A 25829-nucleotide genomic window follows, 5' to 3' on the forward strand; every position below is an offset into this window, starting at 1 on the left:
CGTGAAAAGGTCTGCATCGGAAGGGATACGTGATGACTGCGATCGTGCTCTATGAATCGATGTTCGGGAACACCCGCCAGATCGCTCAGGCGATCGGCGACGGCCTCTCGGACTTCACCGATGTCCGCGTGGAACCGGCGTCGGCGGGGCCCGATCTGGCGGTCGACCTGGTGGTGATCGGTGCGCCCACCCACGCGCACACCCTGCCACAGGCGTCTTCTCGGGAGGAGGCGGCGAAGTGGGCGGCTGATCCGGAACAGCATCTGGACCTCGAGCCCGACGCGTCCAAGTCCGGGGTGCGGGAGTGGATCGAGTCTCTCTCGACCGCGCCGGCCGGTTGGGTCGCCTTCGGCACACGCGTGGACATCCCACGCATCTTCGCCGGCGATGCGTCGGCGGGGATCGAGCGGCGGATCCGCCGCCTCCATTCACGTCCGGTTGCCGACTCCGAGTGCTTCCTCGTGACCACGAAGAACGTACTCGTGGACGGCGAGCTCGACAGGGCTCGCGAGTGGGGCCGCTCGCTCGGCCAGGCCGTGATCAAGCGACAGACGACATGACTGCGGGACAGTGGTCGGCGCTCGGCACTGTCGCTGGGGCGGCTGCGATCGCAGCCACGTGGGCCGTTCGGCCGCGCTCGCCGAGCCTGTCGAGATGGTGAGCTTCTTCATGTCGAAGCGAATGCTCCGCGGCATCCGGGAGCGCGCCGAGCGCCCGACGCCGGCCGGGGTCTGAGCGAGCCATGCGCGCACCGGCCGAGCCATCCGGGGCGGACCAGCGCCGGTTGGAGCGATGGGATCGGGGCCGGTGGATCTTGGCGGTCTCGGCCGGCGAGGGAGTCGGCTTCGCGATCGCCACCACCGTGGCGGTCCTCACGATCGTCGGCGGGATCGTTGGTCCGGGCCAGCTGGCGCTCGTGATAGTCGGCGGCGCATTCGAGGGCGCGGCACTCGCGCTCGGGCAGTACCTCGGCATGCGCGAGGGGCGCCCGGTCGCGTGGCGGTGGATTGCCGCTACCGCGCTTGCAGCCGCGATCGCCTGGGCACTCGGGATGCTGCCCAGCACCGTTGGCCTCGACCTCGGCTCACCCGTGGCGCTGATCATGACAGGGGTCGGCGGGATCGCACTCCTGGCGAGCATCCCGGTCGCACAGTGGCTCGTGCTCGCTCGGCCACGTACGTTCCGGTGGGTTCCGGTGAACGCTGGTGCATGGGCGGTCTCGATCCTCTGGACATTCGCCCCGTCGCCGTTCATCGACGAACGCAGCCCGATTCCGTTGGTCGCGGCCCTCTATGTCGTGGCCGGGATCCTGATGGCCGTCACCTTCGCGTCCCTGACCGCCGGCGTCGCCCGGACCATGTTCTTTCCCAGACGTGACGGGCCAGGTCAGCCCTCCGGCGCGCGAGGCTCGACAGCGCGCCCCTGACCCTCCGTGGCCGCAATTCGCACCCACCGAACCTTTCTCCAGGGCCCACGGTGTGACGCCCAACCGTTCGGTTGCGGCGACCTCGCCACGGCGGTTTGCTACGGAGATGAGCTCCGAGGGTTCTGGATCGCGACCTGGAAGAAGCGAGGATCGGCGCATGTCAGCACATCGCTCCCGCACGATGGCGCTCGTCATGTCGCTGGTGGCCGGCTATCTGGCGCTGCAGTGGCTCGGTCGCACGTACGGGTCGACCGCGGCGGAGCGCAGGGCGATGATGCCCGGCGACGAACTCGTGCAACATCCTCAGGTCGGCGCCACGCATGCGGCCAGCGTTCCTGCGGCGCCCCACAGCATCTGGCCGTGGTTGGTGCAGGTTGGGTGGCATCGTGGCGGCTGGTACACACCACGATGGGTCGACCTGCTCCTGTTCCCTGACAACTGGCTGAGCGCCCAGCGAATCCTCGACAGCTACCAGACCCTCGAAGTCGGTGATTTCGTCCCAGACGGCGCGCCGGAGACCGAGTGCGGGTTCGTGGTCCGTGAGGTCGAGCCAGGTCGGCGGCTGCTCCTCGAGTCGACCACGCACCTGCCCCTCGCATGGCGACAGCGCAGACTGGCACAGCTGCACTGGACCTGGAGCTTCCAGCTCACGCCGGTCGACGACGGACGCGCCACTCGGTTGATGTTCCGGTGGCGCGCCCGAACACACCCCTGGTGGCTCACGGCCGGCGCGAACCTCGTGATCATCCCCGCCGACTTCGTGATGTCTCGCGGCATGCTCCGCGGGTTGCGCCGCCGCGCCACTTCGATGGCGCGATGAGCCTCCGTACGCCTGGCTCATGACGGCGCAGGTGCAGCGGTGCATCCGCAAGCGGGCGAGCGCGCACCCGTCACGCGCTGAGGCGCGCCAGCTCTTCGCTCATGGTGCGCGCGAAGACGTCACCGGGCACATTCGCCGCGTCGAAGTGGACGCTGCAGGAGAGCCGACCGGCATACGAGACCGCCGCGACGCCCAGCCGGACGTTCGCGGCGAGAACCGCAACCGGCCAGATCGCCACGACGGGAGCGCCCGCGAGGCGGAGTATGCCCGCCGGACCCGGCACGTTGGTGACGAACCCGCCGACGAGGTGCTGCCGCCGCGCGATGCGGTCCATGATCCGCGCCCCGACCGGGCCGCGCATGAGCTCGAGCGTGCCCTGCTCCCGCGCCTGGACCTTCTCCGCTCGGGTCTGCTCCGCGATCAGCCGAAGGCGATCGTCGGGGGCCGACACGTCGAGTGGCAGCCGCACGAGCATCACCCCGACCTGGTTGGCCGATGTGCCGTGGCGCCGCAGCGCGACCGGCACCGACACGGGCAGACGTGCAGGGACCTGCTCACCGGCTGCTGGCAGCGTCGCCCGGTAGCCTGAAGCGACCGACGCGAGCAGCGCGTCATTTACGGTCGCGCCGAACGGTCGCACACGCGCCTCGAGCGCTGCGAGGTCCACGTCCACGAAGGCGACGCCGCGGCGCGGACTGCGCTCGCCGAGCAGCACCGTGGACCCCACCTCACGACCGGTGAGCGCCTTCCGGATGCGGCGCAGAGCGTAGCCGAGCATCCGGAAGAACCGCCGCAGGTCGCGTGGACCCGGTTCCACGCTCGGCCCGGACTGTGAAGCCGCAAGCCTCCACGCGAAGGTCGGTCCAGGCTCCGAGGCATCGAAAAGCTGCTGCGCGATCGCCACCGCGGCCATTCCATCCGCAACCGCGTGGTGGATGCGGAGCACGACCCCGATCTGTCCGGGACCGACGCCGGGCACGACCAAGATCTCCCAGAGCGGACGGTCGAGTCGTAGTGGCACCCCCATCAGCTCACCGCACAGCCGTTCGAGGCCCCTGAGGCCATCCACGGTCGCGGTCAGCCGAATGTGGTGTTCGAGGTCCGGCGACATCTCCTGCCAGCTATGCCCGCGACCGGTGGCGACGGGGACCTTGCGGAGCGGTGGCAGCTCGGTGATTCGCTTGCCGAGCGCGGAACGCAGCGTCGCAAGGTCAGCGGTGCCGTCGGGACTGATGAACCCGCCCTGGGAGAGAAGGCCGGCGACGAGGAAGACGTTGACCTGGCCGGCGTGGTCGAGCACAAGGTTCGCCTCGTCGACCGCGGCGAGCCGTTGTGTCGCCGGGCGCATGCCAACAGGGTATCGGTCATCGGCTCGTTCGCCCTGGCCTGGTTCCTGATCAAGAAGGTGCCGGGCCTATCCCACATCCTCTGACTCGCGCCGTGCCAGGGAACGTGAGTTCGCCCTCTCTGCCGCGTCTTCTTGATGCGGACGGTACGTTCCGGTCACAGAATGTTTTCAAGAGCACGTATCGGGTCCCGCACTTCTGCGCGACTTGCGTCCGAGGGATAACCGCCGGGAGAACAACCGGTCCGTCCGTACGGAGAAGGCGGTGGCTCGCATGAGCCTGACGCACCAGATCCCAACGAGTGGCATGGCGGCAATCCGGCGCTCGGAATCGAGTTAATGGCTTATGGCACGAACTCCTGGATCTCGCAGGCTGTCGCGTGTACGCACTGCGAGTGGCGGGGGTATGAGAACGTCGGGGCCTTCATGCGCCCGTCGCCCTTGGCGTAGTTCCTCGCCGGCGCCGAAGGATTCGACAATCTCGCGGCTCACGAAGAGGAGATCGCGCTCCAAGTCAGTTCTCAACTGTCCCACATCGTTGATCACCTTGGCGTCGGTGAGCTGATGCCAAACGATCTGGCGGGGGGAACAGTACCTACCTGTTCGATTCGTACTCCGCTTCGATGAGTTGCGCGTGATACAGGCCATCGGGACCGAGGTTTAACGCTTGGAGATATTGTGAACCTCGAAAATCTCCGGATCCCCCGAAAACTCGATTCCGATCTCATTCAGGATCGGCAGCAGCTGCGCGCCAAACGCGCCGAACTGTTCCTGGGAGTCCCAGATTTCGCTAACACGCAGGCTTCCTTCCGATCCGAAGAAGACGTGGATCTCGAGGCCGTCCGGATGAGGCCACAAGCCCGCTTCCTCAAGCAGCCGGACTGACTCCTGGTACTTCTCTTTCGTCAGGTTGGTGGGGGTGAATCGGACAAGAATGCTCATGGCTCCTCCAAGGATTTCCGTGGCAAGCCCGACCATACTCTTCCAATAGGGCGCGCGCTGACCTGTAACCGGTGCGGTACGGACGCATTTATCCGGTAAGCGAGTTCGGGTTCATGGTTGCGCCTAGGTGGATGCCCCGATAACGCGGTCTTAGTAGCCGCTGGCCGCTTGGGTAGAGAAACGCGTCATGAGATGAGTGCGTAGCGCGTCTCCAGGTACTCGTAGATGCCCTCGAACGAGCCCTCGCGGCCGAGACCCGACTGCTTGACTCCGCCGAACGGCGCGGCAGCATCGGACACGAGGCCGGTGTTGATGCCGAGCATGCCCGTGTCCAGGGCCTTCATGAGGCGATGGGCCCGGTCTAGGTCGCGTGTGTAGGCATAGGCGACCAGGCCGTACTCGGTGTCGTTGGCCGCCCGGACTGCATCCTGTTCCGATGCGACCGTGGTGACGGCGAGTACGGGGGCGAAGATCTCCTCGCGGGACAGGCGGGCATCGGCCGGCACATCCGCCAGGACCGTCGGCAGGAAGAAGGTGCCAGGTCCCTCAACCCGTGATCCGCCCGTCAGCAGCCGAGCCCCGCGATCGATCGCATCCGTGACGAGTTCTGCCGTTCTCAGCACGGCGCGCTCGTCGATGAGCGGCCCGATACGCGACTCCGGGTCCGTGCCGGGTCCGACGGTGAGCGAACGCACCCGTTCGACGACCTGGGCCGTGAGGTCGTCGGCCACGTCCTCATGGACGATGAAGCGGTTCGCGGCCGTGCACGCCTGACCCATGTTGCGGAACTTGGCGAGCATGGCGCCGTCGACTGCCGCGTCGAGGTCGGCGTCGTCGAAGACGAGAAACGGGGCGTTTCCGCCGAGCTCCATCGAGGTGCGCAGCACCGTGTCGGCTGCCTGCGCGAGCAGGCGGCGCCCGATCGCAGCAACGCCGTCGCGCCCTGCTGGACGGCGCGCTCGATCTGGGCATCGAGGCGGTCGGCTGCCGCGGCGGACGAGAGCGGACCCAGCTCGGTGGCCTCGTCGAGAGGGCTGCCGACGGTGACGGCGGCCAGCTTGCTCGTGATCCGTGCCGCGAACTCGTCGTAGAGGTCGTCGATCACGATGAAGCGCTTGGCGGCGTTGCAGGACTGCCCGTTGTTGTCCAGGCGGGCCGCGACGGCATCGGCGACCGCGGCGTCGAGGTCGTCGGTCGAGAGCAGGATGAACGGGTCCGAGCCGCCGAGCTCCAGGACGACCTTCTTGAGGTGGCGCCCCGCCAGCTCGGCCACGGCCGACCCGGCGCGCTCCGAGCCGGTGACCGAGACGCCCTGGATCCGGGAGTCACCGACCACCTGCGCGATCTGCTCGTTCGTGGCGTAGATGTTGCGGTAGATGCCGGCCGGGGCGGCGGACTCGGCGGCCGCCAGGTCGAAGATCTCCGCGATCGCCGCAGCCGACTCGGGGCATTGCGGGGCGTGCTTGAGCACGATCGTGTTGCCCGCAACGATGTTCGGTCCCGCGAACCGCGCGACCTGGTAATAGGGAAAGTTCCAGGGCATGACGCCAAGCAGTACGCCGATGCCGGCCTTGCGGATCACGGCGGTCCCGGTGCCCGTGGAGAGCTCGATGGGTTCGTCGGCCAGGAGACCCGCGGCGTGGTCGGCGTAGTACTCGTAGATCTCGGCCGCGAAGTCCACCTCGCCGAGCGCTTGTCCAAGCGACGGCCCGGATGCCGGCGAGCAGCTCCTCCGGGCGGGTGTCCTTCAGCAGGAAACCGTTCGCCCCGGCCCGCAGTGCGGCGAGCGCATACCGGTCCACGTCGAACGTCGTCAGCACCAGGATCCGCGAACGCCCACCTGCGGCGACGATGCGCCGGGTGGCCTCGATCCCGTCGACGCCCGGCATGCGGATGCCCATCAACACCACGTCGGGATGCAGCTCGGTGGTCCACCGAACGGCCTCGGCGCCGTTCTCGGCCTCGCCGACGATCTCCGTGTCGTGATTGCTCTCCAGCAGCATGCGAAAGCCGAAGCGCTGCAGCGGCTGGGCGTCCACCACGAGCACAGAGATCATGTCTCACTTCATACCGAGCGAACCTGAGACGACTGTTAGGACGGCGCTGACCCGACGGGGTGTCCGCTCCCGGCGTCACCACGACGTCCGTACGTACATCACCGTCTGGTGCAGCTCGTCGTAGCTCCAGGAGTCCTGCTCCTGGAAACCTTCCAGCTCGGCGCTGGCGTGCTCGATCCAGACGACACGGTTCGCAGCAGCGGCGACGTCCAGCCAGGCGATCCCGTCCTCGTTTGGTCCGGGCCCGAGCCTGGTCAGGGCGGGCACGGCGACTCCGTCTCGTGGGTCCAGCCGCAGGAAGTAGATGTTCTCGCCGTCGGCCCACAGGATGCCGTCGTCGAACGCGCTGACCGGCCACGAGGCATCCTCACGGACTACCGTGGCGTCGCGCGAGTCCGTGTCGAGCGCCACGATCCACTGGCCCGACTCGAACAACAGCGTGTCTCCGGACAGGTACGCGTAGTGGTTCCACGCCGTGTTCTGGTCGAGCCGCACGAGGTCGCGCAGGCCGGAGCCCGCCGAGAGCAGTCCGATCGTGCTGGGCCCCTCAGCAGGATTGCGAGACACGACGACTCCGTCGTCACCGTTTGAGATGGCGCAGACGTCCGTGACCACGTCGCGGACGACGTCGGTGTCGGGTGCGCCCAGGTCGACCAGGTCGACGCGCCCCGCGCACCTGTCCGGGTCCGTGAGATTTTCGTCCGTGACGTGCAAGATCGCCAGGGTTCGCCCTCCTGCTGCGATCTTCCAGACCTGCCGAGCGGGATCCGGCTGGTAGCTCGCGACGGCGCGGACCTCGCCGTCCGGTCCCTGCGTCTTGACCACTATCGGGTCGCCCTCGGAGAAGCTCTCGGTCCAGGCGGCATGCGTGTCGGTGAGGACAGGGTTGCCGACGCCGGCGTAGCTGCGAGGCTCGCTGTCGGAATCGGGCGAGCTTGCTGTGAGCTGCCAGTGCTCCAGTGCGGACTCGCCGGCCGACCCGGTGGCCGCGGGCCGCGCCAGTGCGGTGATCGGCGCGGAGCCGGGCCCGACGTCGGGCCGAGCCAGTGCGGCGATCAGCGTCCCGTCGCGACGGACGGCGAACGGAACGTTGGGGTCCGACCCGATCCCGGACCCCACCATCACGTCCGGAGGGCTGCCAAGGCTCACCCTGTGCTCGGGGACGTAGTCGACGCACTCGACAGCCGGGCGAGCGTCTTCGGCGTCAAGCGCCTGGACGATGGTGAAGTCCCCGGTCGGGGCGTCCGCAGGGACCGGGATGGTCCTGGTCGCGTCCGGCGTCGGGAGATCGTGCCCGGCACATGCGGCGGCGTCGGAGACCGCCATCTCCGGGATGGCGAGGTCGCCCAGCCCGACGGCGTCGTCCTGCCCGGTCACCGCGTCGTCGTCCCGGACCGGGCCGTCATCACGACTGGTGTCGACCGAGGGCAGGCGGAAGGTCTCCACCAGCCAGCGGTGTGCCGGACCTGTGACGGCGTCCACCACCGGGACACCGACCGGACCGTGCACGACCAGGGCGATGAACGCGCACACCGCGACCGCGGCGGCGCTGAGCGCGGCGCTGCGACGGGCCTGCCGTGCTGCCGCGGCCTTGCTGCGGGTCAGCGTCTCGCGGCCGTCGAAGACCGGCTCGTCCGCGGTCTCCGGGGCAGCGGCGGTCAGGAGCGAGCGAAGCCGTTCGAGACCCCGAGAGCTCGCGGCCTTGACGGTGCCGACCGATCGCCCGATCTCGCGGGCGACCTGCTCCTCCGGCAGATCGAGGACGTGCCGCAGCACCACGACCCGTCGCTGCTGCGGCGAGAGACTCCCCAGCGCCCGGGCGAGCTCGTCCCGGAGCGCGACCTGTGCGGCGTGGTCCTCCGCGTGAGCAACCGGAAGCTGGTCGTCACCCGGGACATCCGTCAGCCGCGTCCGACGCCACGCATCTGTCCTGAGGTTGACCAGCACCTTGCGCGCGTACGCGCGAGGGGTGCCGGCCCGAGCCGTGTCCCAGCGTCGATAGACACGCTCGAAGGTGCCCTGGACCAGGTCCTCGGCCAGGGCACGCTCGCCGACCAGGAAGAACGCCGTCCGAAACAGGTACGGGCCGTCCGCCTCCACGAACTCGACGAACTCCTCGTCCCGCGACCGGCCGCCCACGCGGACCTCGACCCGTCTTCCCAAGAGTGTCTCCATGCTCCTATCCACGCGCCGGACCCGTCGCAGGTTGAGACCAAGTCCGTACCGTGATCCGAACAGGGGGTTTCCTGTCGGCCACCGACCGTTCGGGTCCACTCCTCGGCGTGATCATCCGCTGCTGGGCCAGGCGAGCTTCCATCTCGCGGACCTTCGGCGGCTGCACTCGCCCGGCCGGATCAGTCCGTCTTGTCGGAGTGCCCCAGGGATCTGCCCGGAGCGATGATGTCCCGCACGCGGCGCTTGAGCTCCGTGATCTCAGGAAACCCGCCGTCGCGCTTGCGGTTCCACACCCGCTCGTCCCCGACCTCGATCCGGAACACACCACCCGAGGCCGGCACGATCGCCACCTCGCCGATCTCGTCCGAGAACGTCTGCAACAGTTCCCCGGCGTACCACTGGGCACGCAACTGCCAGCGGCACTGGGTGCAGTAGGTGATCACGATGCGTGGCGCGGGCATTCGCCTACTGTGCCATGCGCCCGCTCCGCCGTGTCTTGGTTCCGGTGGGGTCAGTGAGCTGTCGCATCGCATCAGGCAACGTGGTGTACACCGTGCTGCTCCCGCTGGGAGTCGTCGACCTGAGCGTCGACAACTGGCACGAACTGGCGAAATCCCCTTCTAACCAGCCAGCGGGATCACGAAACGGTTACACCACTCGCTGAGACTTGGACACCTGGCCAGCGGCGAGGTAAATTCCAACGCACAGACTGACCACTCAGTCGGTTTTGATGGTGGTGCTGCAACCCGCAGCATCGGGCTCAAGGAGGAGCTCCATGAAGACACCGATTGGCTCAGTGCCCGGCACGCAAGTGCGCGGGTAGTTCGAGCCCCTCGCGCCCCGTACGAACTACTGGGGTCGCAACATCTCCCGAACGGACGGAAGCGGCCGCAGCCCGCTCACCCAGCGACCTCGGCACGGACCCTGTCGATCGCATGGCAAAAGGGTTCGCGTCACTCACGTGCTGCCTGGTCAACGGCCAGCTGGAACGACCGCAGGCTCCGCAGCCATGCCCAAAGTGCCCACGAAGGGGTGGTTCGCTCGTGCCCGATGCCGGGCAACGCTGCTGGCCAAAAGCTCAAGGAGGAGCTCTATGACGACAACATCGATTGGCCCGGTGCCAAGCGCGCAGGTGCGCAGGTACATCGAGTCCCTCGCACCCCAGGTGAACTACTGGGGTCGCGACCTCTCCGCGCTGCGGAAGCAGGTCCGCGAGCACGCACTGGCATTTCAGGGTCCGCTGGAACAGGTGGCCTCGGTGGAGACGGTCGACGCCGGAGGGGTTCCCTCGAGGCTCTACCGACCGCGCGGCAACGAAGAGGACGTTCTGGTCTGGATCCATGGCGGCGGCTGGATGCTCGGCGACCTGGACAGTTGCGAAGGCATCGCGCGAGCACTCGCGAACCGTGCCGGATGCGCCGTCCTCGCGATCGACTACAGGCTCGCACCCGAGCACCCGTTTCCGGCGGCATTCGACGACACATGGAGCGCGATCGACTGGGCCCGACGGAACTTTTCCAGGGTCGCGGTTGGGGGCGACAGCGCCGGTGGCAATCTCGCGGCAGCAGCCGCCCTCAGAGCGAGAGACTCTCAGGTCGATCTGGCGCTGCAACTACTGGTGTACCCGGTACTGGACAGCACCATGGACACCACGGCCAAGCGGCGATTCGTCGAGTCGTATTCGAACTTCGCAGGGTGGGGCGACTACGGCAGAACCACGCATGAACGGATCGGGTACTTGTGGGGCGCATACGTTCCTGACGAGCTGATGCGGCGATCCCCCGCAGTCTCGCCATCGCGCGCCAAGACGTTGTCGAGCGTTTCACCGGCGATCATCATCACCGCCGAGCACGACATTCTTCGTGGGGAAGCCATCGAGTATGCCAGCCGGCTGCGCCGGGATCAGGTTCCCGTCGAGCTCCACGACTACGCCGGTCAGATCCACGGATTCTTCGAGAAGCTCGGTGTCATGGCAGACGCGATAGACGCCGTGAACAAGACCGGCACGGCATTACGGCGAGCATTCACCAACCACGGAACGGCGTTGCGTACGCCGTCCGAGAACCACTCCTGAGGAGACATCATGCGTACCAGCAAGACTCCGTCCCGGCCAAGCAGGCGAACGAGCTATCGGATCGCGCTGCCAGCAATCCTTGCTGCCCTGCTGGCATCCTGTGGTGCCCCGGGCGCACAGAGCCCCCTTTCCGACACGCCAGAAACCGTGAGCACGAGCATCGGTGATGCGCCGGTCACCCTCAAGGTGCTTGTGTCAACACCCGATGTACCGCTCTACGAGGAGCTCGGCGCCGCCTTCCAGACCAAGCATCCCAATGTCACCGTGCAGGTGACCGGCGAAGACTTCAACAACCTGACGACGAACGTACCTCGCCTGATATCCGGCACCGAGGTGCCCGACCTGGTCCGGCTCGCATCCTTCGGAAACCTGGTCAAGGACCACCTCCTCACCAATCTCGATCCGTACGCCGAAGCGTACGGATGGACCGAGTGGCCGCAGTCCCAGTTCGCATCCACTCGCGTCGCTGATGACGGACGGCAGCGTGGCACCGGGCACTTGTACGGCGCCGGGCCAGGATTCGGGCTGACGGGCGTGTACTACAACAAGTCGCTCGCGGCTCAGATCGGAATGACTGAGCCGCCGGCCACGCTCAGCGCCTTTGAAAGCAGCCTGGAAAAGGCGAAGAACGCTGGTCTCCTGCCGATCATGGTCAACGGCAAGGACGGAGGACTGGCGTATCCGCTCCAGAACCTCCAGATGAACTATGCGGGCAGCACCCAGGTGGTCCAGGACTGGAACTACAACAAGCAGGGCGCCTCCATCGACACGTCCGCACTGGTAGACGCCGCCGCGACGCTCAAGGGCTGGAGCGAGGACGGATATCTGCCGGAGGACGTGAACAGCATCGATCAGACACAGGCTCCCGCCAGGTTCGCCGAAGGCGAGGGTGTCTTCTTCCCGAGCGGGAACTGGCAGGCACCAACCCTTCAGGGCGCAGGCAAGGATGAGTTCGGGTTCTTCCTCTTCCCGCCCGAGGAGGTCGGCGACCCATTCACCGCGATGACCGCCGCCGGCGTCCTGGCCATTCCCGCCAAGTCCGAGCAACGCGATGCGGCGGCCGCATTCCTGAACTTCATCCAGACGGATACCGACGCCCGCCAAAGCACCCTGGACCTTCTCGGCCTCCCACCCGCCGGGCCCTCCGACGCGCCCATGCCGGACTCCGAGCCCGGATCCCTGGTCGCCAGCACCGTCGAGTCCTTTCAGGCGCTGCTGGACAGCGACGGCCTCGTCGACTTCATGTCGAACTCGACCGCGTCGATGCACGCGAACACACTGGTCCCGCAGACGCAGCTTCTCGTGGGTGGGAAGACGACCCCCGCTGAGTTCTCCACAGCCATCCAGGACGGCTACGAGAATGACGCAGAGCAATAGGTGAAACCATGACAATGAAGTCGATTCCCGTGAGGCCGAGCCTCAATTCGGAGGAGCCGCCACCTCCCCCACTTCCCGCTCGGCGACGGCGTCCAACACATCGGTGGATTGGACTGGTGTGGGTAGCGCCTGCGCTGATCATGTATTCCGTGTTCGTGCTTTACCCACTGGGCCAGTCAGTGCAGTTCTCGTTCTACAAATGGGACGGCATCGGGCCCGCGACGCCTGCGGGACTGGACAACTGGAGGGCAATCTTCACCGAACCCGAGCTGTTCGGATCGGTCATCAACGCATTCATCCTCATCATCTTCTACACCGCCCTTCCGGTCAGCCTCGGGCTTGTCACAGCAAGCCTCATCCGAGAGCTCCGGGTCGGAACATTCAACACCGCGGCACGGGTCGTGTTGTTCATCCCGCAAGTGCTGCCGCCTGTGGCGGCCGGCATCGCGTGGACCTGGATGTTCTCCACCGAAGGTCTCGTAAACCAGGCCCTCCGAGCGGTTGGCCTGGAGTCCCTGACGCGCGCGTGGCTCGGAGATTTCACGTTCGCGCTGCCGGCCGTCGGCGTCATCGGCTTCTGGCTGTCGCTCGGATTCTGCACGGTCCTACTGCTGTCCGGCATCGGCAAGATCGACCCGTCGCTCTATGAGGCGGCCCGCCTGGACGGAGCCGGCCGCATCGCCGAGTTCTTCGCGGTCACCCTTCCAGGGCTCCGTCAAGAGATCGCCGTCTGCGCAACCATCACCACGATAGCGGCCCTGGCCAGCTTCGATGTGGTCCAGATCGCGACCCAGGGCGGCCCGGGCTATCAGACGATGGTGCCGGGTGTGGAGATCTACCGGCTCACCTTCCTGGAACAGCGGATCGGGCAAGCCTCAGCGCTCGCCGTATTCCTCGCGGCACTCGTACTGCTCGTCATCTGGCCCATTCAACGAATCGGGAGGCACGAATGAGCGCCGGCTCGTCGACCGTGCACCAAGGCATCTCCCGCGCCGTCATCCTCGTGGCGCTCATGCTGTTCGCGGTCCTGCCCCTGCTCAGCATGCTGACCGCGGCGCTCGCACCGCAGAACAGCACCCCGCCCGGGCTCGCCTGGCCCGAGGATCCGCAATGGAACAACTTCGTCGACGCCTGGACCGCTGCGAACTTGTCGGCGCTCTTCCGATCGAGCGTCCTTATCGTGCTGGGCGTTGTCCCTGCCGCCGTCGCCATGGCCACCGCGGCCGGGTACGGGCTCGCGCAGCTCAACATACCTGGCGGCAAACTCGTCAACGCTCTCTTGCTCGTCGGCCTGACGCTCCCGTTCGAGGCGCTCATCACGCCCCTCTACTACAACATTCGCAGCATGGGGCTGCTGGGCACTCGCTGGGCCGTCATCCTGCCTCTCATCGGGCTGCTCATGCCGTTCGGAGTGTTCTGGATGCGATCAAGCTTTCTCACGGCAGAGACAGCCCTGACAGAGGCGGCCAAGATCGACGGCGCCAACCCATGGCAGATCTTCCGGCAGATCCAGCTGCCGCTCGCAGTGCCTGCCGTGTCGGCGCTCACCATATTGTTCTTTCTGGCGACCTGGAATCAATACCTGCTGCCGCTTGTGCTCATCGATGATCCGACGATGCGTACTGTCGCCGGCGGCCTGGGCGCTTTCCAAGGTGAACACGGTACCAACATCGCACTGTTGTGCGCCGGTTCATTGCTCATCATCGCCCCTTCCCTGATCGTATTTCTCTTCTTTCAGCGCCACTTCGTCAGAGCCCTCCTCCAAGGAGCCGTCAAGTAACCACGTTAGGATAAAGGTATGGGACGACGAGACGACCACCAGGTCGCAAAGAGGCCCGACGGCGTCAAGAAATCTGTATCGGCAAAAGGCGAGGCCCGGAAGAAGCTGATCGTCGATGCCGCTACTCGACTTGTGGCGCACAACGGGTCTCGCGGCACCAATCTTGCGGAGATCGCCGCCGAGGCCGGAGTATCACAAAGCGGCCTTCTCTATCACTACCCGAGCAAGGAGGAACTGCTCAACGCGGTGCTGGATCAGCGCGACGAGGCAGAAGACGCGGTTCTTTGGCAAGACGCCGACTCAGGCCTCGGCATACTCGATACCATCGCATACAACGTCACCCGCTGGGCCAGCCATTCGCACGCGGTAGGCATGCATACCGTGCTGGTTGTCGAGAACCTTGGCGACGACGGCGCCCTCCACCCTCGGCTGGCCCGCCGGTACCACCTGACCGCTGACCGGATCAGTTCGGTCCTCACAGCCGCTCAAGATCGCGGCGAGATCCGCGGAGACGTCGATACCCACCTCAAGGCGATCGAGATCATCGCCTTCATCAACGGCCTGGAGACTGCCTGGCTGCTCGACCCCGAGATCCCGGTAGCCATGACCGCGAAAGCCTGGGCAACCCAGCAGCGGCTCGCGATGACGACGTAGCCATGGCAGCTCTGCTAGGGGCGCCAACCTTCAAGCGCCATGTCGGCCACTTCGTCGAGCTGTTCGTGATCAACGCCGGTGGCAGCCTGGACAGCGATGCCAAACGCCACGGACATGACGTAACGGGCAAGCCGCCCGGGATCCGCACCACCCGGAAGGTCACCCTCCTCGACAGCCCGCCGAAAGCGCTCCTCGAGCATCCTGCCGCCGGCCTGACGCCAAGCCACGAGCACATCATGCGCACCCCGACCGCCCTCACCGGACACGAGCGCAGCCTGTACTCCCAGGCATCCGTGCGGGCTGTCTGGAAGGGTCGTGGCTCGGGCAGCTCCATGAAGCCACGCGTCGACCACCGCTCGTGCGGTCGGCTCCGCCAGGGCCCTCGACGCATAGGACGCGGGCCCAGCGGTGTAAAGGTCCAAGGCCTTTCGGAACAGCTGCTCCTTGTTACCGAAAGCGGCGTACATGCTCGTCTTTGTGATTCCCATGGCTCCGGTGAGGTCCATGAGACTTGACCCCTCGTAACCGTGGGCCCAGAACACTCGCAGCGCGCGATCCAGGGCAACGTCGATGTCGAACTCTCGCGGACGTCCCATGACAGCACCACGTGTACCACCCATTCCACTAGCATACCATCCGGTACAGATGTGCTCGGCGAGCCCGCCCCGCCGTCGGCGCAGCGAGCGTCGCCGCCGCTTGGCCACATGGCCATGGCCCTTCCCCGCCGAAGCTGGGAAGGGCCATGGCTGTGCCGGTGTGGCGAGCCTTCACTCGGTCTCGGAGCGCGGTCCAGGGACGATGGTGGTGAAGATCTGGCCGAGGCCCTCGGCACGGGTGACGATCTCGTCCCCCGGCTGGAGGTAGACGCCTGCCTCGTGCGCGTCCCGCACATAGACGTCCAGGGCGGACGCGACGACGCTCTCGGCGTTGGTGCCGAGGCTGCCGGCCCACTCCATGAAGCCGAGGAACCGCTGCCGGGTGTCCGGGGCGCGATAGATCACGCCCTCCGGGGTGCCGCTCTGGATGACGGTGCCCTGTGAGATCACGCCGGCCTCGCGGGTCAACGGGATCTGCTGGCCGTCGCTGTCCCAGGTGCGGCCGCCGATCGTGAGGACCTTTTCGATAACGGTCGGGGCGTCCCAGACCATCTCGGCAGGGTGCGCGCGCTGGCGCAGGTCGCCGTTGACGAAGAGGTCGAGCTCCAGGTCCTTGTAGTACGACTGCCAGTCGGCGGGGATCACGAACAGGTCGCCGCTGCTGAAGAACCCGGGCTGGCTCTTGGCGTTGGTGAAGCCCGCGCCGCTGGCCAGGTCGTCGACGTCGATCTGGCTGACGAGCAGCTCCCTGTCGGTCCAGTCGTTGCTGAGCACCAGCCCCATGTGCTCGGGCGTACCGGTCTCGGCGGTGATGTCGTTCAGCGCGACCAGGCCGAGCTCGACCTCGTAGTCCAGCAGGCCGCCCGCACCGGCCGGCAGCGGCTCGTTCGAGTCGGTGAGGGCGCCGATCTTCGGGAACAGGTAGGGCTCCTCGATCGTCGCCTCGGTCTGGTGCTCGACGTAGTTGGTGCCCGTGCCGATGTGGTCGGTGTGGGTGTCGATGGCCGTGAGCACCTCGGAGGCGGGCACGGTGACCGGCGGCAGCGCGGCGTTCGTCGCGATGTCCTGCAGCGCCCGGTAGCCGAGCTCGTTGAAGGCCGCGATCGGCTCGGTGAAGGTGGTGCCGGCCGCCGCGTTGACGTCGACCCCGGTGATCTTGTCGCCCGAGTACTCGGTGACGGCCAGGACGGTCGGGCCTGACCCGGCGTCGACCCGCGCGAAGGTGAGGGCGGTGGCCGGGTCGGCGATGTCGACGCCCTGGGTGACGCCGGGCTCGATCTTCTCGGAGTAGACGAGCGGGAACTCGGCGGGGATCGCCCGGACGACGGCGTAGGAGCCGACGGCGGCGACGGCCAGGCCTGCCACGACGCTGACGCTGATCGTGGCCGCCTTCCGGCGGCGGGACGTGGTGCGCATGATGATTCTCCTCGTTCGGGTTGTGCCGTGTTCCGGCGGTGGCCCGAACGTAGGAAGGCAGGCCGGCCCGGATCATCACCCATCCGGTGCACGTGCCCCGTACGCAGGTACTGGCGATATCGACAGCCGCGAGCGCCCTCGGACGAACGGCGCCTCCTCCCCCGCGAGTGCGGGTGAGGAGGCGCTCAGGCCGTGTCGCCCGCGAGTCCCGAGGACCCCGGTGTGACAAGTCCCGTCTCGTAGCCGAGCATCACCGCGTGCACGCGGTCGCGGAGGTGGAGCTTGCTCATGATGCGGCTGACGTGACTCTTGGCGGTCTGCTCGGCCATGTAGAGGATCTGGCCGATCTCGGCGTTCGACCTGCCGGTCGCGATGAGCAGGAACACCTCTCGCTCACGATCAGTGAGGCTGTTGAACACCGTCATCGGCACCAGACCGTCAGGTTTCCTCGCGACGAACTGCTCGATGAGCCGGCGGGTGACCTGCGGTGCGAGCAGCGAGTCCCCTCGCGCCACGACCTGGACGGCGGTGGCGAGCTCGCGGACCCCGGCGTCCTTGAGGAGGAACCCGCTGGCCCCCGCTTCCAGGGCCGCGTAGACGTACTCGTCGATGTCGAAGGTGGTCAGCATGATCACCCGGGGGACGTTCGCGGCGCCGGCCGGGCGGGTCAGCTTGCGGGCCGCGTCGATGCCGTTCATCTTCGGCATGCGGACGTCCATGAGCACCACGTCGGGGTGGAGCACCCGGTTGCGGGCAAGGGCCTCCTCGCCGTCGCCGGCCTCGCCGACGACAGAGATCCCGTCCTCGGCGCCCAGCAGGGCGGTCATGCCGGCCCGGAACATCGGCTGGTCATCGACGACCAGGACACGGATGCTCATCGTGACTCCTCAGCTTCGGCGGGCCGGCCGACGGCCTGTTCGATGATCGCGGACGGCAGGATCGCCTCGACCGAGTAACCGCCGGACCGGTCCGGGCCGGTCTCCAGGCTGCCCCCGAGGAGGCTGACCCGTTCCCGCATTCCGCGAAGGCCGTGCCCGCCGCGGTCCGGGCTCGCCGGGGTGTCACCGGCCTGGGCCGTTGGCGGACCATTGCGTACGGTGACGTGCAGGGCCGTGCCACGCACCTCGATCAGTACCTCTGTCGATGCCGAGGGGGCGTGCCGGGCGACGTTGCTCAGGGCCTCCTGGACGATCCGGTACGCGGTGAGCTGCGCAATCGGTGACGCCGCGGCGGTACCGGGCGTGATGTCGGTGCGGACCGGGATCCCGGCGCGAACGGCCCCGGCCGCGAGGTCGGTGATGTCCTGGATCTGCGGTTGCGGGGCGAGGTCGGCGCGGCCGTCGCCGGGTCGGAGGGCACCGAGGAGCTGGCGCATCTCGGCGAGCGCGGTGCCCGCGGAGCGGGCGATGTCCTCGAAGTCGCGCTCCACCTCGGGGCGCGTGGGGCCGAGCCGGGCAGGCGCGGAGAGGGCCTGAATGTGTACGAGGGACATGCTGTGCGCGACGACGTCGTGCAGCTCCCGGGCGATCCGCGCCCGCTCCTCGAACAGCAGGCGCTGCGCCTCGGCCTGCTCGACGTCCTTGCGTGCCTTGGCCAGCTCTGCCCGGATCCGATGCCGCTGTCCGACGGCGATCGCGGCGCCGAGGACCAGGATGGTGTAGCTCGTGTAGATCGTGAGGTTGGTACCCCACTGGTCGGGGTCCGCGTAGCGGTCGGGCGTCAGCACGATGAGCGCCACCAGCAGCGCGACGCTCGCCCACCAGGTACCGAACGAGACCGTCCACCTCTCCCGGACGCCGAGCAGCAGCACCAGGGCACCGAGGGAGACCAGGCCGCTGATGGGCAGCGGCCACAGGTCCGCGTCGCTGTCGCGGGTGGCGAGCACGAGCGCCGCGATGGACGCCAGGTGCACGACCGCGCCGAGGCGTGGACGCGGGACGGCCAGTACGAGGGACCCGCACTGCACCGTCGCGATGCCGAACGCTACGGCGAGGTCGAGCTCGTAGACCGCCGACGTGTAGGGCACCGCCATCGCGTACAGGGCGGAGCAGAACAGGGCGACGACGCACCGCGCCCAGAAAGGCAGCGGCGCGCGCTTCGTTGTTCCGTTCGGCTGTTCGTGCGACATGACCTGAGCGTATGGTCCGCGCCGTGAAGCGGTCGTCACCCCTGGGTTGATCGCGGCCAGTACCGCGGTATGGGGCGAGCGCGGGTGCCCCCGCCGCGTACCCGTCCAGCCGCCGAATGGCGGCTACCCGCCGCTGCGCGCAGCCGCCATTCGGGCCGGACTCAGTCCGGGACGTGCTCGTTCCCGGCGGAAGTGCTGTCGATTCGGGCGATGGTCCTGCCCAGGATGTCGTCCATGTAGCGACGCCAAGCAGGCGCGAAGAACCGCCGCACGATGCCGTGTCGATACGACAGCGGGTGGAGAGCAACCTCCCACTCGACGACCGTCACCCCGGACGTGTCCTCGGTGAAGCGCCACTCGCACCGCATCCCGGACAGCAGCAGCCGCACCACGTTGGTGAACTGAGCGACGTCGTAGGCGTAGCGGCTGCCCGCCTGGTAGGTCGTGAGCTCTTCACGCGCCGTGCCGCCGTCGGAGAAGGCCAGCTCGCGTGTGGCCCCCGTGCGCGACCAGCGCCCGGGTCCCTCGGTGGTGGCGACAACCGCGGGCAGGACGCCACGACCGGTGAACACGGTGGCGGGGTCGATCGCCCGGGTCCGCTCAAACGCGATCTCGGGCGGGACGCCCGCAGTGGCTCGCACGGCGACAGTGACGGCCGAGGCGCTCATCGGGTCTGCTCCATCCAGCCGGCGGCGAGGCGGCCTGCGACGGCGGCACCCCGCTCGTTGAGGTGCACGTTGTCGGCGGTGACCTGCAGGTCGTGGCTCGCCGACATCTCGTTGAACGTCTTGCCGAACAGGAACTTGTCGAAGGCGGTCTGGATGATCGGGAACGAGAACTCGGGCGCATCGCCGTCGAGCAGCGGCTCCAGCGACTCGAACAGCGGGAGGTAGTCCACCCCGCGTTCCTCGGCCTCGCCCTTGAGCATCGCGTTGTACTCCCGGACTCGCCTGTTCTGATCGCTGTCGGGCTGCTCCCCCAGCGGCTGCAGCGACATCACAGCGATGTCTGCCGTCGTCTCCGAGGTCAGCTTGTCCAGGATCTTGGAGATGTTCTCCTGCGACTGCGCGGGGTCGACATCGTTCCGGATGTCGTTGGTGCCGACCAGGGTGATCACTCGCTCGGGGTCCAGCTCGATGACGTCCCGGTCCAGGCGCTCCAGGAGATCGGCGGTGGTGTGCCCGTTGATACCGGCGTTGACGACGTCGGTGCCGGGCTCGTACAGGCCGCTGACCCAGTCGGCGCTGATGGTGCCCTGCACCGTGCTCGCGCCGGCGACGACCATCAACGAGGCCGACGCCGGAGCGTCGCGGAACGCGTCCGGGCCGTTGGCCGGCTTGAAGATGAATGCCTTCATCAGCACCGTGACGCTGACGAGCAGGGCGACGGCGAGAACCGCCGCGACGACAGCGAGCAGGCGCCGACCCCAGCGGCGCTGCGGTGTGGATTCGAGGGTGTCGGACATGGGAGTTCCTCCAGGAGTCGATGTACGCGCCGACCACGTGGCCGGCGCCCGCCGGACGCGGGTCCGATCAGTGCGCGGTCATCGTGGGACGCCGGATCCCGGTTCGGCATCACTCCCTGGTACGGGCTGAGACACACCCGTGGTACTCGATCCTCGTCGGTGCCGGCGCACGTCCCGGCGCACTTGTGTACCGATCGGAATGAAAGTCGGACAGTCGATGTTGGTGCACGTGTCACGGCCACCGGCACAACGCGCGGAGGCCGGACACACGAGATACGAACGCCGCCCGCTCGGGTGGCACCAGGAAAGGACACCCATGTCTGACATCGATCTGCGCGAGTTCTACGAGCGCTACATCGAAGCGCTCAACGCCCACCAGTTCGACCGGATGGACGAGTTCATCAACGACAAGGTCACGCTGAACAGCGAGCCCGGCGCCAGGGACGACGTGGTCGCCGTCCTGACCGCCGACGCGGAGGCCGTGCCCGACTTCCACTGGGACCTGCAGGAGCTCGCCTTCGACGGCGACCGCATCGGCGCCCGCCTGATCAACACCGGCACCCCCGTCAAGGAGTGGCTCGGGGTCGCGCCCACCGGGGCATCGTTCGAGATCGTCGAGTACGCCATCTACCAGGTGCGTGACGGACGGTTCATCCACATGTCCGCACTGCACGATGCCGAGGTGCTGCGCCGACAGCTCGCCGGATGACCTGACCTCCAGGCCGGCCTGAGCGTGCGGTCTCGTCCCGAAAGGCTTGCCGGGACGAGACCGCCACCCTTCGACGTCCTGGACCGGAGCGGCCGACGCTGACCCAATCCCAGACAGGCCCTAGTCCTCGGCCCTCCCATGGACGCCAAGGTCCCGGATTCGGCGCTGAGGAAAGGAGAGCACTTCCCGCGCGGTACGGCCGAGGTCTCGGCACAGCCGGTCGACTGTGCTCGTGGTGAATGCCGGGGAATGTGCCCACAGGTCGCCGGAGACGTGGCCGTCGTGCGAATGGCGGATCTGGAAGCCGAGACTCACGGCCCCGCTGAATGCCGACCTCATCCTCGGCCGGAGCATGTTGGTGGGCAGCGTCTGCAGCCGCATCCCGATGTGGCCGCCGTCCTCTGCCGTGATCGTCGCGGCTCTGGCGGGGGCATGCGGCATGTAGTTGATCGACAGGTCGAACAACGAGCGGTCCCCCGGGAGCGCCACGGGCAGTTCTTGGCGCAGCACCCCGACCGGAACGCGGTGCATGTGCGCCTGTCTGGTCGCCTCGTGAACGCGGGCCGCGAGCTCCCCGAACGATGGGTTGCCCCGCAGGTCGACCCGAACGGGCACGTGGTCGCTCAGGAGACCGATCGTATGTGTCAGCTCGGGTGCATCCCGGTTGGCGGTGACGCTCCCGATCATCACGCCGTCGTCCAGGTAGGGCGCGAGCGACGCCAGGACCAGGGCGCGTATCGCACTGCCGGGTTTGGCGCCGTGCTGCGCGCCGAGCCGGAGGAGCGGGCCGACAGCGTCCGCTCCTACGCGCGGGAGCGGGTGCGCCCGCAGCCACAGCGGGTCGCCCTGGGCGGTGCGCTCGGCGGGGAGGCGCGGCGGATCGGCCGGGAACTGCTCGCGCCAGAACTCGGCATGCTTCCCGAGCCCGATGGCGCGCTCGTGTGCGGCGTAGTCGCCGGCTTGGATCTTCGCTGCGGGCGGAGGCGGGTATCCGGGGTCCAGCCGGGCGCGATAGAGCTGGTGGAAGTCGCGGAAGAGCACCGCGTTGGACCATCCGTCGAACACGGCATGGTGCCAGATGGTCAGCAAGACGTGGCGTTCAGGGGCCATCCGGACCACGACCGCCGACCACAGCGGCGGTGTGAACAGGTCGATCATCAGCTCGCAACGTTCTGCTGCGAGCTGTTCGAGCGCGGCGCGCTGCGCCGGTCGCGGCAGGTGCGAGAGGTCTTCGAACCCCCACTCGGGATCGAACGGCGCGATGACCTGCTGCGCGATCCTGCCCTTGGTGCGGGTGAAGGACATGCGCATCGTCTCGTGGCGTTGCACCAGCGCCGTCAGTACGGCGGACAGATCATTGAGGTCCAACGGTCCCGTGATCTCGATCGCGTGCGGGATGTTGTGGTTGGACTCGTCCCCGCCGACTGCCGCAACCCACTCCTGCTGGAGATAGGTGACCGGCAGCACACTCGTCTCAGCCGCTGTGGTCCCCGCGCTCACGGGGCTGGGTCCTTCGCAGCGACGAGATCACTGAGGCGATCCCGGGGGCGATCGGCGAACCTGCGCAGTGCGGCGGCGAAACGCCCGGCGAACCCGGACGCTTCCGAGTCGCCAAACATGTGGGCATCGGCCACCAGAGTGCCCGACAGCCTCCCGGCCGGATCGGAGCTGATCTGGAAGTCCAGCAGCGAAGCCCCGTCCCACCAGGGGTGGTCCGTTGGCTCCTCATGGGCGAGGTCGAACGGGGAGAACGTCACCCCGGCACCCTCGACGACCACGCCCGCCTGGTGGCGGGCCTGCTGGTGGCCATAGTTCAGCGACACGTCGAACAGGGGCCCACGGCCGGTGACGGGCAGTGCAGCGCGGAGCACGCTGACCGGTGCCGGGCGCGATATCGCGCGGTCGTAGGCGTCGGCCGTACGGCCGACGAGCGTCGCGCACGTGGGGTCGCCGGACAGGTCCACCGTGACCGGGACGTGGCCGGCGAGGAACCCGACGGTGCCGCGGACGTCGCGCTGTTGGCGGTTCGACCGCATGACGCCGAACGTGATCCGCTCGTTCGTCACGTGATCGCTCAGGGACGCCGCGAGCGCGGCCAGCAGGGCGGCAGTCGGGCTCGCCTGTTCCTCGACCATGAGCGGGTGCAACGCGCCGAGCGTCGGACCGCGGTCGAGCTGGAGCGGATGTGGTGTGGTGCGGGCGACAGCGCCGACCGCCGGCACGTCGGACGCGAAGGCGAGGCGGGGGCGGGCGCCGGCCAGGGCCGCGCGCCAGTGCTCCTGTGTTGCCGGGTCGCCGGCCAGCTCGGCCTCCCAGGCGGCGTAGTCGGCGAGATGGAGCACCGGCGGGGGAAGCGTCGCGCTCGTGCCGTACTCGTACAGGTGGGGGAACTCGTCGCGAATCACGCCGGCGGACCAGCCGTCCATGATCGCGTGGTGCGCGATCATGGCGAACACGCGGTCGTCGTCAGCGAGGGTCACCAGCAGTGCCCGAGCGAGGGGGCTGTCCTTCAGCACGAACGGCCGCCGCAGCTCCGCCTGCAGGAGCGCGGCACATGCCGGCTCCCGCTGATCCTCGTCGGCGTCGAGGACGCTGACCTCGCGAAGCTCCAACGGAGGTTGGCTGCCGATGACCTGATGTGGGGCGCCGGTGATGTCCTGCCGCGTCAGTGTCGTACGCAAGGCCTCGTGCCGGGCGGTCAGCGCGTCCAGCGCGATACGGATGCGTTCGGGGTCGACAGGGCCGCGCATCCGGACGGCCGCGCCGACGTTGACGCCGGACGCCTGCCCGCCGGTCGCGTCGTAGAGGGAACGTTGATAGTGCGTCGCGGTGTGCAGCTCGCTCATCCTGCTACCCCGCGGGAGACGCGGCTGATGGGCCGCAGGCGGCCCTCGTTCGCGAGCGGCGCCGCGTCCACCGCCGCGGCGTAGGCGCGCAGGGTCGGGTTCGTGTGCAGCACTCGCTCGGGGACGTCGCGCCCGAGCTCGTCACCGACGAGCAACGCGACCTCGGCCGCCTCGAGCGACGATCCGCCGAGCGACAGCCACTCGGCGTCCGGGCCGATCGTGGCGGGAGCCGCATCCAGCACCCGCCCCCAGACAGCCGCCACCGCGCGTTCCGTATCGGTCGCCAGCTCGCCGTGCCCGCTGTCTTGCGCAAGCAGCACGGACACGGTCTCGATCAGCTCCCGCTTGACGACCTTGCCCAGGGCGTTGCGGGGGAACCGCTCGACGCGGACCACACGCTTGGGCGCCTCTGCCTCCCCCAACCGCGCAGCGGCGAAGGAGCGAATCTGGTCGGAGTCGAGATCGTCGGAGCCGATCACCGTGGCAACCAGGTACTGTCCGAGCGTCGGATGCGGCAGACCGAACGCCGCCGCCTCTTCCACGTCAGGATGTTCCTCGAGGACGCCCTCCGCGGCGAGGGTAGACACGTTGCGCCCGCCGACGTTCACCGTGTCGGCGCTGCGGTCCTCCAGGTAGAAGTACCCCTCATCGTCCAGACGACCCACGTCGCCAGTACTGACCCACAGATCCGACCGGAAGACGCTCGCGCTCGCATCCGTGTCGTTCCAGTACCGGCGCGGACGCACGCCGTCCACCCGGAGCTGCACGGACCCCGACACGCCTGAGGGGACCGGCTCGCCGAGCTCGTCGACGATGCGCACCTCACTGCCGCCGCCGGCCCGGCCGAGCGAGAACGGCCGAGCCGGATCGAAGCGCATCCGCAGGCGCGCGGGCCAGCTCTCGGTCGAGGTGTACATGTTGACGACGCTCGCGTCCGGGAACAGCTCAGCGAGCCTGGCCAGCGTCGCGGCCGAGATGGACGCGCTCGTGGTTCGCACCTGCCTCACGCCGCTCAGGTCGAACCGCGCCTTGACACGGAGCAACGCGAGCGCGAAGGCGGGGACCAGCACCACATCGTCCGGCCTGGCCTTCTGTGCGATGCCCAGAAAGCCGTCGGCGTCGAACTTCTCGAGCACGATCATGGTGTGCGGCATCGGGCTGAGCGTCTGCACCATGAGGCTCTGCCCCGCGTTCGTCGCTGGCGGCAGCGCATGCAAGACGGTACGCACCGGCGCCTCCGCAACGGACACGTCTTCACCACGCTGCCGGATCGCGTACGTGAGGTTGTCGTGCGTAGACACGACACCCTTGGGCCGTCCGGTCGTTCCAGAGGTAAAGAGGATCTCAGCGTCGTGCGCCCCAGTTACCTCCACCCCGGTCGGGCCGGTCGGCTGGTGTGCCTCAATCTGGTGGATCGTCTCGGACCAGCCTGGGCACCCGCCCACGGGAACATCCCCGATGACACCGACCGCCCCTGCCTCCGCACAGACGCGAGCGATGTGCTCATCGCTACTGGACGCCAGCACCGGCACAGCGATCGCCCCAGCGGCTTGCACCCCGACGTATCCGATCGCGAACGCGATCCAGTCACTGGAAGCGCGGACCACTACGCGGTCACCAGGCTGGACACCCCTGCTGATCAGGCCGTGGCCGACCGCGCGAGCCCGCTGATTCCACGCCGCATAACTGAGCCCTCCCACACCAACAAGCTCGATCGCGGTCGCGTCGGGCCTCTCCTGCGCCCTGGCCGCGAGCATGCCGGTCACCGTGACACTGGACTGATGATTCATGAGTAATCCCCTCGGCTCTGTTGCCTCACGCAAATCGCACATCATTCGTCGTCAGGCACGGCCTGGGCGGCCTGGCTCCAGAATCAGGCCGGTCCGCGTCCGGTGGTAGTGGCCAGTTCTAGCCGCCGGCTCACGCCGGCAGGACCGACCCTCACCACCTCCTTGGAATCACAAGGCACGTTGTCAACGGCGCGTTGAGCCTGACTCTCGAGCGACGGTCGGAGTGATA

General features: G+C 67.9%; 22 protein-coding genes and 3 pseudogenes. 9 read left to right on the forward strand and 16 right to left on the reverse strand.

From position 1 onward, the window contains the following. Positions 1–32 precede the first annotated feature (32 nt). The 3 genes from C8K30_RS24605 (at position 33) to C8K30_RS24615 (ending at position 2246) form a co-directional block, all read left to right on the forward strand. Positions 33–560, forward strand: a complete 528-nt coding sequence (locus C8K30_RS24605) for a flavodoxin domain-containing protein (protein WP_108495544.1) — start codon at positions 33–35, stop codon at positions 558–560. A 254-nt stretch (positions 561–814) separates the two neighbouring features. Beyond that, on the forward strand, positions 815–1426 hold the full coding sequence (locus tag C8K30_RS24610; protein WP_108495545.1) for a hypothetical protein: 612 nt from the start codon (positions 815–817) through the stop codon (positions 1424–1426). Positions 1427–1583: 157 nt separating this feature from the next. Continuing rightward, positions 1584–2246: a hypothetical protein gene (locus C8K30_RS24615; protein WP_146197587.1), complete on the forward strand. Its 663-nt coding sequence runs from the start codon at positions 1584–1586 to the stop codon at positions 2244–2246. Positions 2247–2316: 70 nt separating this feature from the next. On the opposite strand, the gene C8K30_RS24620 is transcribed toward C8K30_RS24615, so the two are convergent. From C8K30_RS24620 to C8K30_RS24645, 7 genes and pseudogenes are all read right to left on the reverse strand, one after another. Further along, a complete protein-coding gene (locus C8K30_RS24620; RefSeq protein WP_233257423.1) occupies positions 2317–3594 on the reverse strand; it encodes a wax ester/triacylglycerol synthase domain-containing protein in 1278 nt (425 codons plus the stop codon). Positions 3595–4251: 657 nt separating this feature from the next. Beyond that, on the reverse strand, positions 4252–4533 hold the full coding sequence (locus C8K30_RS24625; protein ID WP_132238452.1) for a hypothetical protein: 282 nt from the start codon (positions 4531–4533) through the stop codon (positions 4252–4254). A 185-nt stretch (positions 4534–4718) separates the two neighbouring features. Further along, positions 4719–5510, reverse strand: a pseudogene (locus tag C8K30_RS31405) (aldehyde dehydrogenase family protein); the annotation flags it as partial. Beyond that, a pseudogene (locus C8K30_RS24630) lies at positions 5462–6244 on the reverse strand (aldehyde dehydrogenase family protein); the annotation flags it as partial. The pseudogenes C8K30_RS31405 and C8K30_RS24630, both read right to left, overlap by 49 nt. A gap of 13 nt (positions 6245–6257) precedes the next feature. Then, a pseudogene (locus C8K30_RS24635) lies at positions 6258–6590 on the reverse strand (response regulator transcription factor); the annotation flags it as partial. Positions 6591–6665: 75 nt separating this feature from the next. Continuing rightward, entirely contained in the window at positions 6666–8765 is a 2100-nt protein-coding gene (locus tag C8K30_RS30495) for a SigE family RNA polymerase sigma factor (RefSeq protein ID WP_146197589.1), read from the reverse strand. 179 nt (positions 8766–8944) lie between these two features. Then, positions 8945–9226, reverse strand: coding sequence for a SelT/SelW/SelH family protein (locus tag C8K30_RS24645; protein WP_108495549.1), 282 nt, complete (start codon positions 9224–9226; stop codon positions 8945–8947). Between the two features lie 632 nt (positions 9227–9858). On the opposite strand from C8K30_RS24645, the gene C8K30_RS24650 reads away from it, so the two are divergent. The 5 genes from C8K30_RS24650 (at position 9859) to C8K30_RS24670 (ending at position 14650) form a co-directional block, all read left to right on the forward strand. Then, positions 9859–10839, forward strand: coding sequence for an alpha/beta hydrolase (locus tag C8K30_RS24650; RefSeq protein ID WP_158281118.1), 981 nt, complete (start codon positions 9859–9861; stop codon positions 10837–10839). A 9-nt stretch (positions 10840–10848) separates the two neighbouring features. Further along, a complete protein-coding gene (locus C8K30_RS24655; protein WP_108495551.1) occupies positions 10849–12216 on the forward strand; it encodes an ABC transporter substrate-binding protein in 1368 nt (455 codons plus the stop codon). A 140-nt stretch (positions 12217–12356) separates the two neighbouring features. Beyond that, entirely contained in the window at positions 12357–13169 is an 813-nt protein-coding gene (locus C8K30_RS24660; RefSeq protein ID WP_233257451.1) for a carbohydrate ABC transporter permease, read from the forward strand. Beyond that, positions 13166–13996: a carbohydrate ABC transporter permease gene (locus tag C8K30_RS24665; RefSeq protein ID WP_108495553.1), complete on the forward strand. Its 831-nt coding sequence runs from the start codon at positions 13166–13168 to the stop codon at positions 13994–13996. Before C8K30_RS24660 ends, C8K30_RS24665 begins: the two co-directional genes overlap by 4 nt. 18 nt (positions 13997–14014) lie before the next feature. Beyond that, positions 14015–14650, forward strand: coding sequence for a TetR/AcrR family transcriptional regulator (locus C8K30_RS24670; RefSeq protein WP_108495554.1), 636 nt, complete (start codon positions 14015–14017; stop codon positions 14648–14650). A 14-nt stretch (positions 14651–14664) separates the two neighbouring features. Here C8K30_RS24670 and C8K30_RS31705 read toward each other — a convergent pair whose 3' ends face one another. The 6 genes from C8K30_RS31705 to C8K30_RS24700 all read right to left on the reverse strand — a co-directional run bounded on the left by C8K30_RS31705 (position 14665) and on the right by C8K30_RS24700 (position 20255). Further along, positions 14665–15270, reverse strand: a complete 606-nt coding sequence (locus tag C8K30_RS31705; RefSeq protein ID WP_108495555.1) for a TetR/AcrR family transcriptional regulator — start codon at positions 15268–15270, stop codon at positions 14665–14667. A gap of 147 nt (positions 15271–15417) precedes the next feature. Beyond that, a complete protein-coding gene (locus tag C8K30_RS24680; RefSeq protein WP_108495556.1) occupies positions 15418–16662 on the reverse strand; it encodes a fumarylacetoacetate hydrolase family protein in 1245 nt (414 codons plus the stop codon). Positions 16663–16847: 185 nt separating this feature from the next. Further along, positions 16848–17540, reverse strand: coding sequence for a response regulator transcription factor (locus C8K30_RS24685; RefSeq protein WP_108495557.1), 693 nt, complete (start codon positions 17538–17540; stop codon positions 16848–16850). Next, a complete protein-coding gene (locus C8K30_RS24690) occupies positions 17537–18790 on the reverse strand; it encodes a sensor histidine kinase (RefSeq protein WP_108495558.1) in 1254 nt (417 codons plus the stop codon). The genes C8K30_RS24685 and C8K30_RS24690 overlap by 4 nt, the downstream gene beginning before the upstream one ends. 161 nt (positions 18791–18951) lie before the next feature. Beyond that, entirely contained in the window at positions 18952–19458 is a 507-nt protein-coding gene (locus C8K30_RS24695) for an SRPBCC family protein (protein WP_108495559.1), read from the reverse strand. Then, positions 19455–20255: a GDSL-type esterase/lipase family protein gene (locus tag C8K30_RS24700; protein ID WP_108495560.1), complete on the reverse strand. Its 801-nt coding sequence runs from the start codon at positions 20253–20255 to the stop codon at positions 19455–19457. Before C8K30_RS24700 ends, C8K30_RS24695 begins: the two co-directional genes overlap by 4 nt. Before the next feature lie 316 nt (positions 20256–20571). Here C8K30_RS24700 and C8K30_RS24705 point away from each other — a divergent pair, with 316 nt between their 5' ends. Continuing rightward, the gene (locus tag C8K30_RS24705; protein WP_108495561.1) at positions 20572–20964 is read left to right on the forward strand and encodes an ester cyclase; all 393 of its coding nucleotides are present in this window, start codon (positions 20572–20574) and stop codon (positions 20962–20964) included. Between the two features lie 120 nt (positions 20965–21084). Here C8K30_RS24705 and C8K30_RS24710 read toward each other — a convergent pair whose 3' ends face one another. Genes C8K30_RS24710 through C8K30_RS24720 form a run of 3 tightly spaced genes read right to left on the reverse strand, consistent with a single transcriptional unit; the run spans position 21085 to position 25645 of the window. Next, a complete protein-coding gene (locus tag C8K30_RS24710; RefSeq protein WP_108495562.1) occupies positions 21085–22464 on the reverse strand; it encodes a condensation domain-containing protein in 1380 nt (459 codons plus the stop codon). Then, positions 22461–23810, reverse strand: coding sequence for a condensation domain-containing protein (locus tag C8K30_RS24715; protein WP_108495563.1), 1350 nt, complete (start codon positions 23808–23810; stop codon positions 22461–22463). Before C8K30_RS24715 ends, C8K30_RS24710 begins: the two co-directional genes overlap by 4 nt. After that, positions 23807–25645: an AMP-binding protein gene (locus tag C8K30_RS24720; protein ID WP_108495564.1), complete on the reverse strand. Its 1839-nt coding sequence runs from the start codon at positions 25643–25645 to the stop codon at positions 23807–23809. Before C8K30_RS24720 ends, C8K30_RS24715 begins: the two co-directional genes overlap by 4 nt. Positions 25646–25829 lie beyond the last annotated feature (184 nt).

This window comes from Promicromonospora sp. AC04 (assembly GCF_003058225.1).
In the GTDB taxonomy this organism is placed as follows: domain Bacteria; phylum Actinomycetota; class Actinomycetes; order Actinomycetales; family Cellulomonadaceae; genus Promicromonospora.

Bases quoted from the DNA above. Each gene is read 5' to 3' on its own strand.
- C8K30_RS24620 (WP_233257423.1), bottom strand. From the start codon at position 3,594: ATGCGCCCGGCGACACAACGGCTCGCCGCGGTCGACGAGGCGAACCTT.
- C8K30_RS24650 (WP_158281118.1), top strand. From the start codon at position 9,859: ATGACGACAACATCGATTGGCCCGGTGCCAAGCGCGCAGGTGCGCAGG.
- C8K30_RS24720 (WP_108495564.1), bottom strand. From the start codon at position 25,645: ATGATGTGCGATTTGCGTGAGGCAACAGAGCCGAGGGGATTACTCATG.
- C8K30_RS24715 (WP_108495563.1), bottom strand. From the start codon at position 23,810: ATGAGCGAGCTGCACACCGCGACGCACTATCAACGTTCCCTCTACGAC.
- C8K30_RS24690 (WP_108495558.1), bottom strand. From the start codon at position 18,790: ATGTCGCACGAACAGCCGAACGGAACAACGAAGCGCGCGCCGCTGCCT.
- C8K30_RS24625 (WP_132238452.1), bottom strand. From the start codon at position 4,533: ATGAGCATTCTTGTCCGATTCACCCCCACCAACCTGACGAAAGAGAAG.
- C8K30_RS24605 (WP_108495544.1), top strand. From the start codon at position 33: ATGACTGCGATCGTGCTCTATGAATCGATGTTCGGGAACACCCGCCAG.
- C8K30_RS24680 (WP_108495556.1), bottom strand. From the start codon at position 16,662: ATGCGCACCACGTCCCGCCGCCGGAAGGCGGCCACGATCAGCGTCAGC.
- C8K30_RS24700 (WP_108495560.1), bottom strand. From the start codon at position 20,255: ATGTCCGACACCCTCGAATCCACACCGCAGCGCCGCTGGGGTCGGCGC.
- C8K30_RS24695 (WP_108495559.1), bottom strand. From the start codon at position 19,458: ATGAGCGCCTCGGCCGTCACTGTCGCCGTGCGAGCCACTGCGGGCGTC.
- C8K30_RS24670 (WP_108495554.1), top strand. From the start codon at position 14,015: ATGGGACGACGAGACGACCACCAGGTCGCAAAGAGGCCCGACGGCGTC.
- C8K30_RS24685 (WP_108495557.1), bottom strand. From the start codon at position 17,540: ATGAGCATCCGTGTCCTGGTCGTCGATGACCAGCCGATGTTCCGGGCC.
- C8K30_RS31705 (WP_108495555.1), bottom strand. From the start codon at position 15,270: ATGGGTGGTACACGTGGTGCTGTCATGGGACGTCCGCGAGAGTTCGAC.
- C8K30_RS24660 (WP_233257451.1), top strand. From the start codon at position 12,357: ATGTATTCCGTGTTCGTGCTTTACCCACTGGGCCAGTCAGTGCAGTTC.
- C8K30_RS24615 (WP_146197587.1), top strand. From the start codon at position 1,584: ATGTCAGCACATCGCTCCCGCACGATGGCGCTCGTCATGTCGCTGGTG.
- C8K30_RS30495 (WP_146197589.1), bottom strand. From the start codon at position 8,765: ATGGAGACACTCTTGGGAAGACGGGTCGAGGTCCGCGTGGGCGGCCGG.
- C8K30_RS24665 (WP_108495553.1), top strand. From the start codon at position 13,166: ATGAGCGCCGGCTCGTCGACCGTGCACCAAGGCATCTCCCGCGCCGTC.
- C8K30_RS24705 (WP_108495561.1), top strand. From the start codon at position 20,572: ATGTCTGACATCGATCTGCGCGAGTTCTACGAGCGCTACATCGAAGCG.
- C8K30_RS24655 (WP_108495551.1), top strand. From the start codon at position 10,849: ATGCGTACCAGCAAGACTCCGTCCCGGCCAAGCAGGCGAACGAGCTAT.
- C8K30_RS24645 (WP_108495549.1), bottom strand. From the start codon at position 9,226: ATGCCCGCGCCACGCATCGTGATCACCTACTGCACCCAGTGCCGCTGG.